Source organism: Winogradskyella sp., assembly GCF_045105575.1.
GTDB lineage: Bacteria > Bacteroidota > Bacteroidia > Flavobacteriales > Flavobacteriaceae > Winogradskyella.
Genome location: NZ_JBGCDQ010000034.1, coordinates 1 through 3,066, shown reverse-complemented (window position 1 = coordinate 3,066; position 3,066 = coordinate 1). Strand labels below are relative to the sequence as shown.

General features: G+C 34.6%; 3 protein-coding genes and 1 pseudogene. All 4 read left to right on the top strand.

Features of this window, described 5'->3' with window-relative positions; translation table 11 throughout:
* On the top strand, nucleotides 1-346 hold a 346-nt coding region (locus tag AB8B52_RS08740), incomplete at its 5' end, for a DNA-binding protein (protein WP_406027191.1).
* Nucleotides 292-1,140 (top strand): IS3 family transposase, encoded by an 849-nt coding sequence (locus AB8B52_RS08735; protein ID WP_406027193.1) that lies wholly within the window; start codon nucleotides 292-294, stop codon nucleotides 1,138-1,140. The genes AB8B52_RS08740 and AB8B52_RS08735, both read left to right, overlap by 55 nt.
* Before the next feature lie 175 nt (nucleotides 1,141-1,315).
* Nucleotides 1,316-1,972, top strand: coding sequence for a beta-phosphoglucomutase (gene pgmB, locus AB8B52_RS08730; protein ID WP_406027189.1), 657 nt, complete (start codon nucleotides 1,316-1,318; stop codon nucleotides 1,970-1,972).
* Between the two features lie 108 nt (nucleotides 1,973-2,080).
* Nucleotides 2,081-3,066, top strand: a pseudogene (locus AB8B52_RS08725) (glycoside hydrolase family 65 protein); the annotation flags it as partial.

The window sequence follows — 3,066 nt, the reverse complement described above, 5'->3', positions numbered from 1 at the left end:
ATCCAAAAAGTATGACGTTCCCAGGACGACCATTACCTATTGGTTAAGAAAATACAGTACCTTAGTACAACAAAACTATAGTATGAGTAAAAACGATGAGATTAAAAAACTTAAGGAAAAGATTGAAGAACTGGAGTTCGTAAAGGACTTCCAACAAGACATTATCGCTGATATGGAACTCATTACAGGCGTCGATATGTCAAAAAAGTCGTTGCCCAAAACATTAGCAAAAGAGATAGAGCAAAAGAAAAAAGCCCGTATAAAAGAAAATGGCTCTACCAATGTTTTGGGATATCTAAACAAGCCTTCTACAAACGACTCAAAACCCAACAAAAACAACAAGTAGACCATCAAAAACTTATTAAAATGGTTAAAGACTACCGTAAAAAAGTAGGCTCAAAAACTGGTGGAATAAAACTTCATACCGAACTTAAACAAGAGTGTATTAACGCTGATATTAAAATGGGGAGAGATAAGTTCTATCGCTTCTTAAGACTTAATAAGCTACTTGTTCCTAAAACAAAAAATTACATCACAACAACAAACTCTAATCATATGTACAAAAAATATAAAAACCTCGTAAAAGACCACGTTCCTACTCGACCAGAACAACTTTGGGTAAGCGATATCACTTATATTAAAACCCAATACGGTCATAATTATCTAGCTCTGGTCACAGACGCTTATTCTAAGCAAATTATGGGTTATAAACTCGACAACCATATGAGAACATCATTATGCACAGATGCGCTCGTTATGGCTATTAAAAATAGAAAATATCCAAAAGAAAAGCTCATTCACCATTCCGACAGAGGATTCCAGTACTGTAATCCAAAGTACACGACATTTGCAGAAGACAACAACATCACAATGAGTATGACAGAACAATACGATCCATATGAAAACGCCGTGGCAGAAAGAATTAATAGAACTCTTAAATACGAGTATGGATTAAAACAAACCATTAAGAACACAGATCTGGCGCAAAAAATGACTGAGCAAGCTGTGTATATTTATAACAATCTAAGAACGCATTTTAGCCTAGATCTAAGAAAACCAGCCGAAGTACACCTTAATCCAAATATCAAATACAAGTCGTATCGAAAAAATAAAGTAAATTTACCTGAACTAACGATTTAAGAACGAAACTAGTTCAAACTATTTTTTTGCCTTCTAAACGGCTGAAAAAAATCTTTTGAACGTCGAAATAGTAACAAAAAAAGAGTCAACCTATTTCAGTATAATACACTTAAGTAATTTCTTAATCACTGAAAAAGCCGCCATTTCTTATCAACCTACAGAATAAAATAACAAAATGAACAAAAAAGGATTCATATTCGATCTCGATGGTGTTATTGTAGACACTGCAAAATATCACTTTTTAGCATGGCAACGCTTGGCTAAAAGTTTAGATATCGAGTTCACAGAAGAAGAAAACGAACAACTAAAAGGAGTGAGTCGTGTAAAATCTTTAGAAAAAATATTAGCTTGGGGAAATAAGTCCATACCTGAAGCACAGTTTACAGAACTCATGGCAAAAAAGAACGAAGAATATTTAAGTTACATCGCAGATATGAATAGCGATGAAATTTTACCAGACGTACCCAGAGTTTTAAACCTATTAAAACAAGAAAAGCAACCCATTTCTTTAGGTTCGGCAAGTAAAAATGCCAGAACGATTTTAGAACGCGTTAATCTCAAATCAGATTTCGATGCCATTGTAGATGGCAACGACGTCAGTAAGGCGAAACCAGATCCAGAAGTGTTTTTAATCGCTGCCAAAGCAATTAATATAAAACCAGAAGACTGCATTGTTTTTGAAGATTCAGTCGCTGGAGTATCGGCTGCAAATGCTGCGAATATGATTTCCATTGGCATTGGAAGTAAAGCCAATTTAGGGCACGCAACATATGTATTTAATGATTTTACTGAAATTTCAGATGATTTCATTACATCTTTAATTGATAATTAAACCAAAGGTTAACTAGTTAAATTGTCCCCTTGAGGGGACTTTAGGGGTGTTTTTTGATTTAATAATTATTAAAAAACACCAATTAAATCCAAATAAAGTAAAAAACAAATGAACCTAGATTATATCATCCCAAACAATTGGTCAATCCTCGAAGAAGGATTTCATCCAGATCAGGTTAAAGCATCAGAAAGTTTGTTCAGCATCGGAAATGGTGCCATGGGACAACGTGCTAATTTTGAAGAAAAATATTCAGGCCCAACATTTCAGGGCAGTTACATTGCAGGTGTTTATTATCCAGATAAAACCAGAGTCGGTTGGTGGAAAAACGGCTATCCCGAATATTTTGCCAAAGTGTTAAATGCGCCGAATTGGATCGGAATTAATGTGATTATTAATAACGAGCAACTCGATTTATTCACTTGTAAAACCGTTAAAAATTTTCGTCGCGAATTAAACATGAAAGAAGGTAGGCTCTCACGAAGTTTTGTGGCAACCCTTCAAAACGATATTGAAGTTGAAGTCAAAACCACACGATTTTTAAGTTTAGATTTGGATGAAGTTGGTGCCATCAATTTCAACATTACACCTTTAAATTCAGAAGCACAAATTACATTCGAACCTTATTTAGATTCAGGCATCACGAATGAAGATACCAATTGGGACGATAAGTTTTGGGATACCTTGAATGTGAGTCACGAAAACAACCAAGCCTTCATTCAGGCAAAAACCATGAAAACAGATTTTTATACCTGCACGTTTATGGAATCGCAGGTGTTTATCGATGGTAAATCAGTATTAATAGAACCCAATTTTACAGCAGATGCTAATTTAGCGGCATTTAGTTATGGGTATAAGGTAAAACAAAACGAAACCTATTCTATTCATAAATTTGGTGGGTATGTCGTAGATCGCAATCATAATAAAAATGAATTGGTAGCTGCAGCTAAGTCAACATTAAGCAAAGCAACAACAGCTGGTTTTTCAAAATTACTAGAAGATCAAAAACAAGCTTGGGCAACGATATGGCACATGTCTGATATTACTATTGAAGGCGATGTAAAAGCACAACAAGGTATTCGATTTAATATTTTTCA

Bases quoted from the DNA above. Each gene is read 5' to 3' on its own strand.
- pgmB (WP_406027189.1), top strand. From the start codon at position 1,316: ATGAACAAAAAAGGATTCATATTCGATCTCGATGGTGTTATTGTAGAC.